This window comes from Archangium violaceum Cb vi76 (assembly GCF_000733295.1).
GTDB lineage: Bacteria > Myxococcota > Myxococcia > Myxococcales > Myxococcaceae > Archangium > Archangium violaceum.
On the sequence record NZ_JPMI01000270.1, the window covers coordinates 14,617 to 30,153 of the forward strand.

Sequence of the window (15,537 nt, forward strand, 5' to 3'; positions counted from 1 at the left end):
CATGGGGGAAGGGGCCCGTGGCGGACGCGGGTCCCTTCCCCAGGGAACTGCTCGGACTGAAGGGCTACTTGTACTCCACCGTCAGCGTGGCGCCGGTGCCCTCGGTGAGGAAGAGGTACGAGGTACCCGAGGGGTTCTGCTTGAACTGGAGCCGGGCCTGCGTCTTGCCCGTCCTGTTGATGGAGGCCAGCCCCGAGGCGTTGAAGTCCGCCGAGCTCTGCGTGCCGGTGGTGAACTTGATGATTTCGGCGACGGCGGAGGCGGTGGCGGCCGCGGCGTAGTCGGTGGTCTCCGTGGTGGCGCTGGTGCCGAACACCCCGTTCTTCAGATCGATGACGAGCGTGTTGCCGGCGGCGGGGTCGGACCACGGGTCACCTCCCGCGGAGGACAGCGTCACCTCGAGCGAGGCGCGCACGAGGGTGGCGGTGTCCGGCAGCGACGAGGTGTCGAACGAGAAGAAGGTCCGGTTGAGCTTCCCGTCGGTGCCCTTGCCGATGGCCGGCGTGGTGATGGTGCCCACCGCGGGCGAGCTCCCATCCGCGTTCGCCTTCACGTACCCGTCATCCGCCGCGATGCTGGAGAAGGACACGGTCGTGGTCCCGCCGCTGGTGTTGTTCACGGTCACCGAGGTGTCGTTGTCCGTGCTCACGTTGTTGGCGGCGTCATAGGCCTTGGCCATGAGCGAGTGGCCGCCGTTGGCCACGCCCGCCGTGTTCCAGGTGAAGACGTACGGGGCCGCCGTGTCGGTGTCCGCCAGCGAGCCGTCGATGTAGAACTCGACCTTCTTCACGCCGGCGGCATCCGTGGCGTTCGCCGTCACGTCCACGGTGCCGCTGACGGTGGCGGCGTTGGCCGGGGCGGTGATGTTCACCGTGGGGGGCGTGGTGTCGGACGAGGCGCTCGGCGGGCCCACGGAGATGCTGTCCACCCACGCCTTCGCACGGCTGACGCTCGAGCCGGTGTCCGTCGCCGTGACGATGAACTTCAGGACGACGGTCCGGTTGGCGTACGCGGACAGGTCGATGTCGGCCCGCTGCGTCCAGGTGGCCTCGGTGGTGGTGCCCATGCCCGTCCGGGTGACGGAGTCCACGACGTTGTCGGTGCCGTTGTTGACCACGACCCTGAAGCTGGCCGAGGCCAGGGTGTTGGCACCAGAGAGGTCCAGCTTGCGCCAGTAGGTGAGCCGGGGGTTGGCGGTGAGCGTCACGCTGACGCTCGCGGTGCGGGTGACGGTGTTGAAGGCCGGCGTGGCGGAGCCCAGGAGGGACTGGCTCCCGGTGATGCCGCTCTGGTCACTGGCGTCGAGCGCCCACTCGGAGATGCTCCAGCCCGGGTTGTCGGGGCCGGCCTTGGAGAAGCGCTCGGTGAAGCGCACGGAGTCCTGGTCCACCGTCACGGACACCGAGGCCGAGGCCGCCGTGTTGCCCGCGGCGTCGTAGGCCCTCGCCTGGAGGTTGTGGACGCCCGGGGTGTACGCCGTGGTGTTCCAGTTGTACGTGTACGGCCCGGCCGCCAGTGACGCGACGCCCTGGCCCACCACGGCGCCGTCGATGAGGAACTCCACCTTGGTAACCCCGGTGTCGTCCGAGGCGGTGACGGCGATGTCCACGGCGCCGGCCACGGTGGAGCCGACGGTGGGGAAGGTGATGGCCACGGTGGGCGCCGTGGTGTCGGAGATGCCGCCCGTCACGGTGACGGAGACGGTGCTGGAGGTGGCGGTGTTGCCCGCGGCGTCATGGGCCCTGGCCACCAGGGTATGGGTTCCATTGGTGGCCGCCGCGGTGTTCCAGCTGTACTCGAAGGGGGACGCCGTGTCGGTGCCCACCAGGGTGTTGTCGATGGAGAACTCCACCTTGGCGATGCCGACGTTGTCCGTGGCGTTGGCCGCCACCCGCACCGTGCCGCTCACGGTGGCGCCGTTGGCCGGCGCGGAGAGGCTCACCGTGGGCGGGACCGCATCGGAGTTGTCGAGCCCGAAGAACTTCGCCACGTACCAGGTGGAGCAGATGTCCGTGTCCAGGATGTACGCGCCCGCCGTGCCGCACGCCGCGCTGCCGCCGGGGAACTTCGTGGCCGGGTCGATGGGCGTGCCATGCCCCATGCCGGTGAGGGCATAGGTCTCCACCAGCACGTTGCCCGCGGCGTCCTTGTAGCCCTTGTGCGGGTAGCCGGCGACCGTGTCATTGACGTCCGCCGTCAGATCGATGCCGTGCACCGCCGTCCACTGCTCCACGGCCTCGTTCTGGTTGGTGTTCTTCACGACGTAGTCGCCCGTGCCGTGCCAGATGGAGATCTTCGGGTAGGGGCCCGTGTAGCCGGGGTAGGCGTTGCGGACCAGGTCCGCCCACGCCGCGGGCGTCTTGTCCGCTCCCGGGCTCATGCAGGAGAACGCTTCGGTCATCGAGGTCGCGCACTTGTACGGGACGCCGGCCATGGGCGCGGCCCCGGCGAAGACGTCCGGGTAGGCCGCGGCCATGACGAGCGTCATCGCGGCGCCCGCGGACAGGCCCGTGACGAAGACGCGGCGACCGTCGATGGCGTGGTCGGCCTTCATCTTGTCGACCATCTGCTTGATGGAGAGCGCCTCGCCCTGGCCTCGCGTGATGTCACCCGGCTCGAACCAGTTGAAGCAGATGTTCTGGTTGTTGCCGCTCACCTGCTCCGGGTACAGCACGTAGAACTTGAGCTGGTCCGCCAGCGCGCTCCAGCCGGTGTTGGGGTACGCGTTGGCCTGCTGGGTACAGCCATGCAGCGCCACCACCAGCGGCGCGTTGGCCGGCATGTTGGCCGGCACGTACTTCCACATCTTCAGATTGCCGGGGTTGGTGCCGAAGCTCGTCACCTGCGTGAACGGGCTCTCGGCAACGCCCAGCGCCTCCAGGGGAGCTGCCTCCTCTGGCGGCGGCATGCCCTCGCACCCGAGCACCGCCAGCGTGAGAAGTGCCCCCACTGCTCCTCCGAAACGACGCTTCATCATGGGTTCTCCCTGGGAAAGGGGAGGTAATGCCTTACCATAATCCCTTGAATGCTGCTTATTGACGCGCAATGTCAAACCCTTGCGAACATGAAGCTAGCATCATGAAAACATGAACCCGGCATCAGGTTGCACCGCCGGGTATGACGCGCGACGTCAAGGCAGGCGGGAGGGGAGAACCTGAACCGGGCATCATACAAACATGAGTCCGGCTTCATGTTACGGTAGTATGCCGCCGCCGCCCGATGGCCGGCTTCGAGCAGGCGTCACCCCGACTCGCGCAGTGCCCCAACGCCGCTCGTCTTCCCACAGGAGCCACACATGAGGATGTCCAGGTTCTCCCTCCGCTTCTACGCGACCGGACTCGCCGCCTGCACGCTGCTTGGATGTCCCACCACGACGGGTGGCGGTAACAAGGACCCGTACTCGGTCCCGGTGACGCTCGAGAACTGTCGCGAGCAGATCGCCGACCTGCAGGAGGCGCTGAAGGCGGAGGGCGTGGACGTAGCGGGCTGGTCCTTCCGGGACGCGGCCCAGATGGCGGAGCCCACGCGCACGGATCGGCAGACGCCCGCCACCTACAAGGACTATGACGGCAAGTACCGCCCGCTGAGCAACCACCCCGGCTGCTCCATCGACAACCTCTACTACGACAAGTCCAACACCTCGACGGCGGAGGGCCGCACGCCCTTCATCGACGGCAACAACGACGGCAAGTGGAACGCGGACAGCACCGTCGGTGTCGCCAACAAGGCCACCGGCCACGTGGACGGGGACCTGGCCCGCATCGAGGGCTATCCCTGCGCCGCCAAGCAGTACACGCAGACCAACGAGGACACCTCCAAGCCCATCGTCATCCTGGTGCACGGCAACTCCACCCGGCCGCACTCCTGGGAGAAGTTCCTCCTGCCGGCGGGCACCGTCATCAACGCCACCTTCGAGAAGGTGCAGTTCAGCCCGGACACCGAGGCGCGCGCGCAGCTCGCCGAGAAGCTGATCTCCGATCGCTACCAGGTCGTCGCCGTGGACTTCCGCACGGACCTGGTCGTCACGGTGGACCCCTCGTCCAACAGCACCTCGGAGAACGCGTCGGGCAACATCGACCACGGCTGGTCCACGCCCATCCTCCAGGGCCTCGTCAAGGCGGTGATGCTCAACAACCCGAACCGGAAGATCGCCCTCGTGGGCCACTCGCTGGGCGTGACGGTGGTGCGCGATGCGCTGCGCCGGCTGTACGTGGACTTCGTGGATGGCAAGCCGGACGCCATCAACCCCTTCACGCGCGTGAGCCACGTCATCCTCGGCTCGGGCGCCAACCACGGCGTGTCCACCTTCGATCCGCCCAGCACGCTGTGCTCCACCAACCCCACCATGCGGGGCACCATCGTGTGCGAGATGGGCAGCCGCGCCAACTACGTGCAGACGTACTTCCACGCGCCGCTCAACGGGCCTCGCGATCTGTTCGCCACCCCGTGCGCGGACGGTGACTTCGCCTTCGGCAAGACGGGCCAGTGCGGCGGCAACGTGGTGAAGTACTTCACCATCACCATGACGGACATCCAGCAGGGCGCCAACTACCAGGACCTGTACGTGTCCGAGTCGGCCTCGCGCATCGAGATGCCGGGGTGCGTGACGAACAAGCTGACGACGCTCAACGACTACGACACCAGCGGTTACTTCAGCAAGGGCTTCATCGCCAACCACTTCGGCTCCGTGCGCTCCGATGCGGGCCTGAAGCTCGTCATGGACTATCTGGCGAACTAGCCGCCGTCCCTGTTGGTCTTCCTCCGCCGCCCGTGGCCGTGGCTGCCGCGCGGGCGGCGGTCTCCCTTCTGGAGAGCAGCCCAGGAAAGTCTCCCCCCATGAACCCGTCCTTCCCCACCGCTTCCCGCGTGGCGCTCGTGTGCACGCTGGCGTCCGCCCTGGTGTCCGCTCCGGCCCGGGCGCAGGACTCCGAGGCCCCCGCCGCGGCCACCCCTGATGCCCCTGTCGCGCGGACCGCGCCCCAGGCCGCTCCCGTCCTCGCGCCCGCGGCGCCCGCGGCTCCCGCCCGGCTGGATCCGGCCGAGAAGCAGGACCCGGAGGCGTTGGTGCTGGGCACGCCCACGCCCGCGACGCGGCCCCTCTTCGCGCTGGGCGGCGACACGTACTTCATCAGCCCGGTGCTCGCCATCGCGGGCGGTCTCCACTCGGAGAACCTGCTGGTCAACCCCAACCCCGACAAGGAGGGCCGCCTCACGACGATCGCCATCGCGCGTTTCGGCGCCGAGGGACGGCTGGGGCCCTACGTCACCTTCCGCAGCGAGTTCGAGCGCAACATCCGCAACCATGGCTCGGGCATCTGGGAGGGCACGGCGTCCATGTCCGTGAGAGATCAGGTGCTGCGCCTGCAGCGGTGGGGCGCCACGGTGGAGGCCGGCATCATCCTGGACCCGGCGAGCGTGGACTTCTTCTCCGCGCACCAGGGCGACGTGCTCCTGGCGGACAAGTACACGCGAGATCCCCTGCTCTTCAGCGGCTTCAACCGCGGCCAGGGCGTGCAGGCGCGCTACTCGCGCTGGGGCTTCACCGTCGGCCTGAGCTACACCGAGGCCAACCCGCTGAGCTCCTCGTCTTCCTACATGGTGGGTGGCTCCTTCGGTGGCAACAGCCGCTTCTGGCAGAAGCCCCTGGGCACCTTCAGCAACGGCCAGCCGGATGACGACATCCACTTCCGCGTCATCAGCCCCTCGCTCACCTACGACCACCCCTGGTTCGAGGCGAAGGCGATGGCCCAGGTCTTCAACATCAACACCCAGGCCAACTCGAAGTTGGATCCGGCGCTCACGGGTTACAACGTGCGCGGCAACGTGAAGCTCAAGCTCAAGGGCATGGTGCCGGCGCTGCCCTTCGAGGTGACGCCCTTCTTCAACGTGGCACGCGTGGAGAACGACGTGACCAACTCGGTCGCGGGCTACAGCAACGAGCTCCTGGATACGCGCTTCAACGCGCTCACGATGACCGGCGGCCTGGACGTCTTCCTCTTCGGCAGATCCGGCGTGGGCTTCCAGCTCACGCGCGTGGCGGACCAGACGCCTTCCTTCATTCCCCCCGTCGGCTCCACGCCCTCGAGCGAGCCCGTCATCGGCACGACCACCACCTTCCTCAACGTGGGCGCGACCTGGTGGATGTTCGACCAGGTGGCCCTGGGCGCGCGCGTGGCCACCTACACGCGTGAAATCGATGGCAAGCCGGAGCTGGAGGAGCGCGACCTGTCGGGCTTCCTCACGCTGCGCATGCTTCTCTGAAAGGGATGTCCATGGGTGAGTTGACGGGAAGGACCGCGCTCGTGACGGGCGCGGCGAGTGGAATCGGCCGGGCGGTGGCCGAGGACCTGGGTGCTCGTGGGGCCCGGGTGCTGGTGTCGGATCTGGACGAGGCCGGCGCGCGCGCGGTGGCCGCGGGAATTCCGGGTGCCGTGGCGCAGCGGGCCGACGTGTCCTCGCGCCAGGAGTGCCAGTCCCTGGTGAACCGGGCCCAGAAGGAGTGGGATCGGCTCGACATCCTGGTGAACAACGCCGGGCTCCAGCACGTGTCTCCGGTGGAGGAGTTCCCCGAGGAGCGCTGGGAGCAGATGATCCGCATCATGCTGGTGGGGCCCTTCCTGCTGACGAAGTACGCCCTGCCGCTGATGTACGCGCGCAAGTGGGGACGCATCATCAACGTCTCCTCGCTGCACGGGCTGGTGGCCTCGCCGTACAAGTCCGCCTACGTCTCCGCCAAGCACGGCCTCATGGGGCTGACGAAGACGGTGGCGCTGGAGGCCGCCGACAAGGGCGTCACGGTCAACGCCATCTGCCCCAGCTACGTGCGCACGCCGCTGGTGGAGAAGCAGATCGCCGACCAGGCCCGCGTGCACGGCATGACGGAGACGGAGGTCATCGAGCGCGTCATGCTGGCTCCCGCGGCGGTGAAGCGCCTGCTGGAGCCGGGCGAGGTGGCCGCGTACGTGTCCTTCCTGTGCTCGGAGGCCGCGGGGGGTATCACCGGGGCCGCCCAGGTGATGGACTGCGGCTGGACGGCCCGTTGAGAAAGGGAAACACCGTGACGGTACCCAACGCCTCCCAAGCGCCCGCGCAGGAGCAGCACTCGAACATCTGGAAGGTGGCCGCCGCGAGCTTCATTGGCACGGCCGTGGAGTGGTACGACTTCTTCCTGTACGGGACGGCGGCGGCGCTCATCTTCAACCGCCTCTTCTTCCCGTCCTTCGACCCATTGATGGGCACGCTGGCCGCGTTCGCCACCTTCGCGGTGGGCTTCGTGGCACGGCCGCTCGGCGGCATCATCTTCGGCCACTTCGGCGACAAGCTCGGGCGCAAGTCCATGCTCAGCGCCACGTTGATGATCATGGGCCTGGCCACGTTCGCCATCGGTCTGCTGCCCACGTACGAGACGCTCGGCGTGGGGGCGCCCATCTTGCTGGTGCTGCTGCGCATCCTCCAGGGCTTCGGGCTGGGCGGTGAGTGGGGCGGCGCGGTGCTGATGGCCGTGGAGCACGCGCCCGCCAACCGGCGCGGCTTCTACGGGAGCTGGCCGCAGATGGGAGCGCCCGCGGGCCTGCTGGTGGCCAACGCCGTGTTCTCCCTCTTCTCCCGGCTGCCCGAGGAGCAGTTCGTCTCGTGGGGCTGGCGCGTGCCCTTCCTCTTCAGCGCGGTGCTCATCGGCATTGGCGTCTTCATCCGCGTCAGCGTCGCCGAGTCCCCCGCCTTCCGCGCGCAGCAGGCCGCTCACGCAGCGTCCAAGGCCGAGAGCGCCCCCCAGAAGCTCCCCATCCTCGAGGTGTTGCGCACCTACCCCCGGCAGATCCTCCTCGCCATGGGGGCGCGCTTCGCGGAGAACGGCTTCTTCTACATCGTCACCACGTTCGTCCTCACCTACGGCACCGAGCAGCTCAAGCTGGAGAAGGCCACCATGCTCAATGGCGTGCTCGCGGCCACCGCCGTGCACCTGGTGGCCATTCCCGCCTTCGGGGCCCTGTCGGACGTGGTGGGCCGCCGCCCCGTCTACCTGGGCGGTGCCATGGGCTGCGCGGTGCTCGCCTTCCCCTTCTTCTGGCTCCTCGAGACGCGCTCCACCGCCCTCATCGTGGTGGCCATCTCGCTGGGCATCATCGCCCACGCCGCCATGTACGGGCCCCAGGCCAGCTTCTTCTCGGAGCTCTTCGGCACGCGCGTGCGCTACAGCGGGGCCTCGCTGGGCTACCAGCTCGCTTCCGTGTTCGCCGGAGGCCTGTCGCCGCTGACCGCCACGTTCCTGCTGTCCTGGTCCGGGGGCAAGTCCTGGCCCGTGTCGCTCTACATGGTGGGCCTGGCGCTCGTCACCCTCGTCTCCGTGTACCTCTCCGCCGAGACGTTCCGAGGGCACCTCTCCGAATCGGCCCCCACGGCCCCTCCTGAAGGAGCCGCGGGGAGCGGCGAACGGCGCGAGGTGGCCTGAGCTTCAGCCGGGCCTACTTCGCGTAGGTGGCCACGTCGGCGCGCACCACGCCGACGATGTTCTCCCAGTTGCCGTTCTGGTAGTGGTCGTGCTTCTCGCCGTCATCGCGGAACTCCACCGTGTGGTAGCTCCACTTGGCCTTGCCGTTGCTGGTGGCGGCGGTGCCCGTGTTCAGGGTGCCGTCGCAGAACCAGTCACCGGGGTTGCAGAAGCCGCCCTTGGCGGAGACGCCACCGGTGGAGTGGTAGGCCACGGCCTCGTCGTCCTGTCCGGAGAGGATGCCGGAGTAGGCCGTGCCCTTGGCGGCGGCGAACATGTAGAACCACACCGAGCGCGTGGTGTTGTGGTTGTACATGGAGCGCGCCGTGGAGGTCATCAGGTCGCCCACGATGGCGTCACCCGTCGCCCACTCGCCGTAGTCGGCCAGCTCGCTGCCGCCCGCGGCGCCCGAGGCCACGTCCACCCACTTGATGTTCCAGCCCACCTGCGTGGTGCCGTCCGTGTTGCCGCACACGCCCGAGGAGTTGGGGACGGCGTTCTTCTTGTAGCGCGCCGAGCCGCCGTACAGGGACAGCGCGTAGCCAATCTGCAGGTTGCCCGCGCTGTGCACGGCGACGTAGCACCAGTTGGTGCCGGTGCAGAAGCAGTCCAGCGCGTCACGGATGCGGAAGTTCTCCACGGAGATCTTCTGCCGGCCATCCCAGTTGACGGCCTTCTTGTTCACGCCGGCCGCGACGGAGGACGGGCCCCAGTTGGAGAAGTCGGCATAGTTGCCGCGCTGGGTACCGCCGCCGTTCTTGCCGTGGATCCACAGCGTGTAGTTGGTGGCCGAGGCCTCGGGGGCCACGAGGAGGGCGGCGGTGGCCGTCGCCGCGAGGACTGCCGTACGGAGGGTCATGGGGAACTTCCTGTCTGGGGGTTCACGCCCGCCTGCCTTCCAGCCGGGCGTGTGAAAACCCTACCACCAAGATTTCCCGCTCAATACGGACACTTCTCGAAATCTGGGAAATTGTTCGTGTTGGTGCGGCGCGTCACTCCGGGCCAGGAGGTGGAGGAGGGGGCCCAGAGGGCCGATGCTATACTGTGCGTGGATGAAGCTCCTCCCGCGCCATGGTGTCTTCGGGACACTCATGCTTTCCCTCGCATGCTCAGGGCCAAGGGCCTACTACCTGCGAACCGAGCTACCCATTCGCCGACACTCAAGGCCTTGATGGGCCTGCCGGGTGCATCGGATGCCTGCGATCCCAACACGGGATACCCACGTCCGGATGCAACCGAGTACTGCGTCGCCATCTACAGAACCCCCCAAGACTGGCGCGTGTCGTGGCCCATCCGGGGGCTGACCGGGGAGCAGAGCCAATGCAAGCCCCCCTTCGGCGGAGTGGAAGACGAGGATTTCGGCCGGGACCTGCCCGTTCTCGGCTTCGCTCACAACCACCCCTGCGGAACGAGCATGAGCGGCCCGGATCTGACCATTTTTCCCCTGGTGAAGTCAGGCGAGGGCGTCTGGATGATGGTGGCCTACGGGGCGACTCCCAGTGGCGGGATGGTCCGTGATTCGCGAGGACGGTTGATTCCGGCGTGGCATTGGCTCGCCACGGGTCGACGAGACACTCCACGCTTCTACAAGTGGAATCCAGCGGGTGAGGTATTCAAATGGAGCGAGGACACGAAGCGCTGGGATTTCCAGGCGACCTGTCAGCCGCAGCCCTCCAGCATGCTGAGCCCTGGAGGCGCCCCTCCGAAGTGCATCCCCGCGTTGAAGTAGAAACTCGCCCCTTCTTCGAGTGGTGACATGTCGAAGCTCAATCACCTTGTCCTCTTCGCTTCACTTCTGGTGGATGGGGGCGCCGTGGCCCTTCCATCCAACGCTCCGGAGGCGGACGGGAGAGCACCGGAGGTCCTCATCCAGTCCCCCGGAGGTGGACGTGGAGAGTCGAGTCTCCAGCTCGGCCTCCCGGAACTGTATGCGGATATCTTCGGGCGAAGGCCCCTCTTCGCAGCTGGTATTCACTGGCCTGTTGACGTGCGTCCGTTGGCCACGTTGGAGGGCCCCGCGGTACTCGCGGCACATGCGGCGATTCAGCACGTGCTGGCTCGTTTCCCGAAGGAGTATGCGGGGAGTTGTACCTATTCCGCCAAGGCCCTGGAGGCCGTTGTTGGCGAGCAGGGTGGGCTCTATTTCGTCCGCATCAACCAACGCCCGGAGCGATGTGGACGCTTCGCCGCGGGCGTGAGCCTGACTCCCGACTGGTTCGAATTGTACGCTGTCTCCCCGGAGGGGAAGGTTCTGGCGCGCTATCCGTATCAGCCGTAGAGATGGGTAGATATTGTTCACCCGGTGGGGCCGGGCTGCCGCCCCAGGGCGCGCGCCAGCTCGGTGCGAGCAGTGGCCAGGTTGTACGTGGCCTGGACACGTTGGACGGCGGCGTTGGTGGCGGAGAGCTGCGCGTCGGACAGCTCGATGATGTTGCCCACGCCCGCGCGGTAGCGGCCCTCGGCCAGACGCAGCCGCTCGCGGGCATTGGTCAGCGCCTCCTCCGTGGCGGACACGCTCTCGCGTGCGGCGTTCACCGCCAGTTGCGCGCGCTCCACCTCCAACCGCACCAGCTGGCGCAGCGCGTCACGCTGGGCCTGGAGGTGGGTGAGGTTGGCCTGCTGCTCACGCACCTGGGCGCGGGTGACGCCGCCCTCGAAGAGGGGCCAGCTCAGGCCCACCTGCCCGCTCAGCCCCCACTGGAGTTTCGTCGGGTCCGCGCCCGCCTGCGAGCCCGACACGGACGCGGAGATCCTCGGCCAATAGGCGCCGCGCGTGGCGGAGATTTGAAGCTCCTGGGCACGCAGCTGGTGCTCGCTCGCGGCCAGCTCGGGGCGGCCCTCGATGGCGGTGTCCACCAGCGTGTCCACGGTCAGGGCCTCGCCCTCCACGGGGGCCACGACCGCGTCCCGCACGGTGTAGTCGCTGGGGCCCTCCAGGCCCATGGCCTGGTTGAGCTGGGCCTTGCTGGTGGCGGCGTTGTTGCGCGCCTGGATGAGTTGCACCTGGGCGTTGGCCACCGCCGTGCGCTGCTGCAGCAAATCAATCTCCGGCCGGGTGCCCACCTGCACCTGGGCGTTGACCTGCCCCAGGCGCGCCTTCTCGTTCTCCAGCGTCTCCTCGGCCACCTGCACCAGTGACTGCTGGGCGAGGACGTTGAAGTAGGCCGTCTGCACGTTGGCCAGCACGTCCAGCAGCGTCTGGCTCTCCGTCTCCTTCTGGGCCTCGGCGGTTTGCTGGGCGGAGCGCCACCGGCCCGTGGTGCGGCCGAAGTCCCAGATGAGCTGGTTGACGGACGCGCCCGCGTTGAAGCCCTCGCGGCTGATGAAGCCGGAGGAGTTCGCCGTGTTCACGGTCTCGCCCTTGGACACGGAGCGCTGGTAGGAGAGGTTGGCGCTCACCTGGGGCAGCAGCGGGGCGAAGTTCTGGTCCACGCGGGCGTTGGCCGCGGTGGTGTTGGCCTGGGCCTGGCGCAGCTGCGGCTGCCGCTCGGTGGCGGTGCGCAGGGCCTCGTCCAGGGTGAGCACACGCTGCTGGGCCCACGCCGGACTGGCGGCGAGCAACAGGGCGACAAGGGGCAGGAGGGTTCTCATCACTCGTACCTCAGTGCGTCGATGGGATCGAGCTGGCTCGCCTTGCGCGCGGGGTAGAGGCCGAAGCCCACGCCCACGAGCGCGCTGAAGCCGAGCGCGATGAAGATGACATCCGGGCGGACCAACAGGGGCCACTGGAACTGGCTGGCGAGGAAGCGGGCCACGCCCAGGCCCACCGCCGCGCCGATGAGTCCTCCGAGCAGGGCCAGCGTCAGCGCCTCGATGAGGAACTGGGCGAGGATGTCCCGGGGCCTCGCGCCCACCGCCACGCGCACGCCGATCTCCCGGGTGCGCTCGGTGACGCTCACCAGCATGATGTTCATGATGCCGATGCCGCCCACCACCAGGGACACGGCGGCGATGGAGGCCAGCAGCAGGCTGAGCGTCTCGGTGCTCTGCTGACGGCTGTTGGCCAGCTCGGACAGGTCCCTCACGTCGAAGTCGTTGGGGGCGTCCTCCGCCAGCCGGTGCCGCTCGCGCAGCAGCGCGGTGACGTCCTGCTGGGCCTTCGCGGTGCCGGCATTGGCGTCCGCCTGCACGTTGAGGACGCCGGTGATGTACTTGCCCAGGCTCTGCGACTGGAGCTGCCGCTGGAAGGTGGTGGCGGGGACGAGGATGCTGTCGTCGTAGTCCTGCCCCATGGGCGATTGGCCCTTGCGCGCCGTCATGCCGATGATGGTGAAGGGCGTCTTCTTGATGCGGATGACCTGGCCCACTGGGTCGAAGCCCGCGCCATAGAGCTTCTCCACCACCGTCTGGCCGATGACGGCCACCTTGGCGCCCGCCTCCACGTCCGCCTCGTTGAAGCGCCGGCCCGTGGCGATGCTCCAGCCGCGCACGCCGAAGTAGTCGGGCGTGGTGCCCGTGACGCTCGTGGTCCAGTTCTGGTCCTCGGAGAACACCTGGGTGTTGGTGCGCATCTCCGGGGCGGCGGCGCGCACGCTCGGCAACTGCGTGCGGATGGCCTCCAGGTCGTCCCAGGTGAGGGTGGGCTGACTGCCAAAGCCTCCCCGCGCGCCACCCGAGTTGGTGGAGCCGGACATGACGATGAGCATGTTGGTGCCCATCGCGTCGAACACCTTCTGGACGCTGGCCCGGGCTCCATCGCCAATGGCCACCATGGCGATGACGGCCCCCACGCCGATGATGATGCCCAGCGCGGTGAGGAAGGAGCGCATCTTGCTGCGCAGCAGCGAGCGCACCGCCAGCGACATCGTCTCGAGCACGTTCATGACACGGCCTCCTCGAGCGGCGGTATTTCCGCGGGCACCGGCTGCTGGCGCTTGTCCGAGATGATGCGTCCGTCCCTCACCACCACCACGCGCCCGGCGTGGCTGGCGATGTCCGGCTCGTGCGTCACCAGCACGAGGGTGATGCCCTCGTGACGGAGCTCCTGGAAGAGCGCCATCACCTCGATGCTGGTGCGGGAGTCCAGGTTGCCCGTGGGCTCGTCGGCGAGGATGACGCGGGGTTGGCTGACCAGCGCCCGGGCGATGGCCACGCGCTGCTGCTGGCCACCGGAGAGCTGGCGCGGATGGTGCTCCAGGCGCGCGCCCAGTCCCACCCGCTCGAGCGCCTCGCGGGCCCGCCGCTTGCGCTCACGCGCGGGCACCCCGGCGTAGAGCATGGGCAGCTCCACGTTCTCCAGGGCGCTGGTGCGCGCCAGCAGGTTGAAGCTCTGGAAGACGAAGCCCAGGGTGCGGTTGCGCACGATGGCCAGGCCGTTGCGGTCCAGGCGCGACACGTCCTGCCCATCCAGGAAGTACTGGCCCGAGGTGGGCCGGTCCAGGCAGCCGAGGATGTTCATCAGGGTGGACTTCCCCGAGCCGCTCGAACCCATGATGGCCACGAAGTCGCCCGGCTCCACGTGGAAGTCCACGTTCCGCAGGGCCGCCACCTCCACGTCGCCCGTCTGGTAGATCTTGCTCACGCCCCGTAGTGCGATGAGCGGCATCTGCTGTAGCTGTCCGTTCATGTCGCGCCTCTCGTCCGCCTAGAAGGGGCCCGGGGCGCGGAATCCGCCACCGGACCTGCCGCCACCCATGCCGCCCATGCCACCCGTCCGCTGGCCGGAGCCCTGGCCCGTGCCCTGCGTGGACTGCGTACCCGCGGCCGTGGCGGTGATGACCTGATCTCCCTCGCGCAGTTCGCCCTCCACCTCCGTGTACGTGCCGTCCGTTACGCCGGGCTTCACGCGCACGGGCTGGGGCCGCCCCTCGCGCAGCACGAACACCGTCTTGGTACCGGGCGCGGGCTTTTCCCTCGCCCCCACGCCACTCGGGGCACCCGCGCCATTCTGGACGCCCGCGCCGCCCACGCCAGGGCCCTGCCGCGCCGCTCCCGCTCCCGCGGGGGGCTCCGGGGGCCGGAAGCGCAGCGCCGCGTTGGGCACGGTCACCACGTTCTCCCGGTGCGCGGTGATGAAGGTGACGTTGGCCGTCATGCCCGGCTTGAGCTTCAGCTCCGGGTTGGCCACGTCGATGACGGCGTCATAGGTGACGACGTTCTGCACCGTCTGCGAGGCGTTGCGGATCTGCCGGATGGAGCCCTCGAAGGTCTCTCCCGGCCAGGCATCCACGGTGAAGGTGGTGCGCATGCCGTCCTGCAGCCGGCCCACGTCCGACTCGGCCACGCTGGTGTTCACCTGCATCTTGCGCAGGTCCTCGGCGATGGTGAACAGGGTGGGCGCCTGGAGCGAGGCCGCCACCGTCTGGCCCACGTCCACGCTGCGCGAGATGACGATGCCGTCGGTGGGCGACACGATGGTGGCGTAGCGCAGGTTCACCTCCGCCTCGTTGAGCGCCGCCTGGGCCTGGGCCAGCGCGGCCTCGGACGAGGTCACCTGGGCCTGGGATACCTGGGCGGCGGACTCGGCGGTGTCCAGCTCCGACTGGGAGATGAACTGCTGGTCGCGCAGCGTCTTGGAGCGCTCGGCCTGTCGGCGGGAGTTGTCCGCCTCCACGCGCGCCTTCTGCACGTTGGCCCTGGCGGCGATGAGGTTGGCCCGGGACCGCTCCACCGCCGCCTGGAGCAGCTGCGGGTCGATGCGGGCAATCACCTGGCCCTTCTTCACCGGCGAGTTGAAGTCGACGAGGATTTCCTGGACGCGGCCGGACACCTGGCTGCCCACCTGGACCGTCACGAGGGCGGACAACGTGCCCGTCGCCGTTACGCGCGACTGGACATCGCGCCGCTGCACCGCCGCCGTCTCGTAGCTGGCGGCCGGATCCTTCGCCTTGGGCCTGAGCAGCCACACGCCCGCGGCCACCACCAGGGCGATGACGCCCAGCCACAGGGGCCACCTGGCGGGCAGATGCCAGCGCCGGGTGTCTTCCACCGGCACGGGCCTGGGCTGGAGGGAGGGGGACTGCTCTTCGCGTCGCGGTAGCTCGGTCGTTGACCTCATGAGCCCAGATCTAGGCCCCCCGACATTTCGGTGAATCTCGCCTTTGTTACGA

Annotated in this window: 11 protein-coding genes; 5 read left to right on the plus strand and 6 right to left on the minus strand. The window is 68.4% G+C overall.

Annotation, left to right across the window (positions count from 1 at the left end; all coding sequences use genetic code 11):
• Positions 1-64: 64 nt before the first annotated feature.
• Positions 65-2,977, minus strand: a complete 2,913-nt coding sequence (locus tag Q664_RS36770) for an extracellular catalytic domain type 1 short-chain-length polyhydroxyalkanoate depolymerase (protein WP_235217021.1) — start codon at positions 2,975-2,977, stop codon at positions 65-67.
• A 318-nt stretch (positions 2,978-3,295) separates the two neighbouring features.
• Between Q664_RS36770 and Q664_RS36775 the strand changes: the two genes are divergently transcribed.
• The 4 genes from Q664_RS36775 (at position 3,296) to Q664_RS36790 (ending at position 8,449) form a co-directional block, all read left to right on the plus strand.
• Positions 3,296-4,738, plus strand: coding sequence for an esterase/lipase family protein (locus Q664_RS36775; RefSeq protein WP_043406869.1), 1,443 nt, complete (start codon positions 3,296-3,298; stop codon positions 4,736-4,738).
• 98 nt (positions 4,739-4,836) lie between these two features.
• Positions 4,837-6,261 carry a hypothetical protein gene (locus Q664_RS53160; RefSeq protein WP_052519126.1) on the plus strand — a complete coding sequence of 475 codons (1,425 nt, stop codon included), beginning with the start codon at positions 4,837-4,839 and terminating at the stop codon, positions 6,259-6,261.
• A gap of 11 nt (positions 6,262-6,272) precedes the next feature.
• Complete coding sequence (locus Q664_RS36785) at positions 6,273-7,043, plus strand: 3-hydroxybutyrate dehydrogenase (protein WP_043406979.1); 771 nt, start codon at positions 6,273-6,275, stop codon at positions 7,041-7,043.
• Positions 7,044-7,057: 14 nt separating this feature from the next.
• Positions 7,058-8,449 (plus strand): MFS transporter, encoded by a 1,392-nt coding sequence (locus Q664_RS36790; RefSeq protein WP_052519127.1) that lies wholly within the window; start codon positions 7,058-7,060, stop codon positions 8,447-8,449.
• Between the two features lie 13 nt (positions 8,450-8,462).
• Here Q664_RS36790 and Q664_RS36795 read toward each other — a convergent pair whose 3' ends face one another.
• Entirely contained in the window at positions 8,463-9,347 is an 885-nt protein-coding gene (locus tag Q664_RS36795) for a hypothetical protein (RefSeq protein ID WP_043406872.1), read from the minus strand.
• A 483-nt stretch (positions 9,348-9,830) separates the two neighbouring features.
• On the opposite strand from Q664_RS36795, the gene Q664_RS36800 reads away from it, so the two are divergent.
• Complete coding sequence (locus Q664_RS36800) at positions 9,831-10,217, plus strand: hypothetical protein (protein ID WP_160174580.1); 387 nt, start codon at positions 9,831-9,833, stop codon at positions 10,215-10,217.
• A 566-nt stretch (positions 10,218-10,783) separates the two neighbouring features.
• Here Q664_RS36800 and Q664_RS36810 read toward each other — a convergent pair.
• The 4 genes from Q664_RS36810 to Q664_RS36825 are packed head-to-tail and all read right to left on the minus strand — an operon-like array spanning position 10,784 to position 15,485.
• A complete protein-coding gene (locus Q664_RS36810) occupies positions 10,784-12,079 on the minus strand; it encodes a TolC family protein (RefSeq protein ID WP_043406877.1) in 1,296 nt (431 codons plus the stop codon).
• Positions 12,079-13,311, minus strand: a complete 1,233-nt coding sequence (locus Q664_RS36815) for an ABC transporter permease (protein WP_043406880.1) — start codon at positions 13,309-13,311, stop codon at positions 12,079-12,081. The genes Q664_RS36810 and Q664_RS36815 overlap by 1 nt, the downstream gene beginning before the upstream one ends.
• Positions 13,308-14,054, minus strand: a complete 747-nt coding sequence (locus Q664_RS36820) for an ABC transporter ATP-binding protein (protein ID WP_043406882.1) — start codon at positions 14,052-14,054, stop codon at positions 13,308-13,310. Before Q664_RS36820 ends, Q664_RS36815 begins: the two co-directional genes overlap by 4 nt.
• A gap of 18 nt (positions 14,055-14,072) precedes the next feature.
• Positions 14,073-15,485 carry an efflux RND transporter periplasmic adaptor subunit gene (locus tag Q664_RS36825; RefSeq protein ID WP_052519128.1) on the minus strand — a complete coding sequence of 471 codons (1,413 nt, stop codon included), beginning with the start codon at positions 15,483-15,485 and terminating at the stop codon, positions 14,073-14,075.
• Positions 15,486-15,537 lie beyond the last annotated feature (52 nt).